The 356-nt window shown below is 69.1% G+C and carries 1 protein-coding gene; it reads left to right on the top strand.

Features of this window, described 5'->3' with window-relative positions; all coding sequences use genetic code 11:
- A partial coding sequence (locus tag MFF64_RS39050) for a hydroxymethylglutaryl-CoA lyase-like TIM-barrel protein (protein WP_498071634.1) occupies positions 1-356 on the top strand: 356 nt, incomplete at both ends.

Below are 356 nucleotides of genomic sequence, written 5' to 3'. Positions count from 1 at the left end.
TGATGTGCAGCAGGGAGGTCAAGGACGTCCAGAGCTTCTTTGACGGCTACAGGGAGGATCCGGCTAACGCCCTCTCCACCGTCGTGGCCGCCTTCAGGGGCGGGACCGACACCCTGGTCCTTTGCGACACCAACGGGGGGAGCCTCCCCGAGGAGGTCTACGCCATCACCAAGGCGGTGGTGGAGCGGTTTCCGGGGGTCCGGGTGGGCATCCACCCCCACAACGACGCCGACCTCGCCGTGGCCAACGCCCTCGCGGCGGTGCGGGCCGGGGCCATCCACGTCCAGGGGACCATCAAAGGGTACGGGGTTAGGGGCGGGAACCTCAACCTCCCGAGCTTCCTCCCCCCCCCGGTC

Origin of the sequence: Methylobacterium frigidaeris (genome assembly GCF_022179185.1) — a bacterium.
Lineage (GTDB): Bacteria > Pseudomonadota > Alphaproteobacteria > Rhizobiales > Beijerinckiaceae > Methylobacterium > Methylobacterium frigidaeris.
This window is presented reverse-complemented; position numbering and strand designations above follow the sequence as displayed.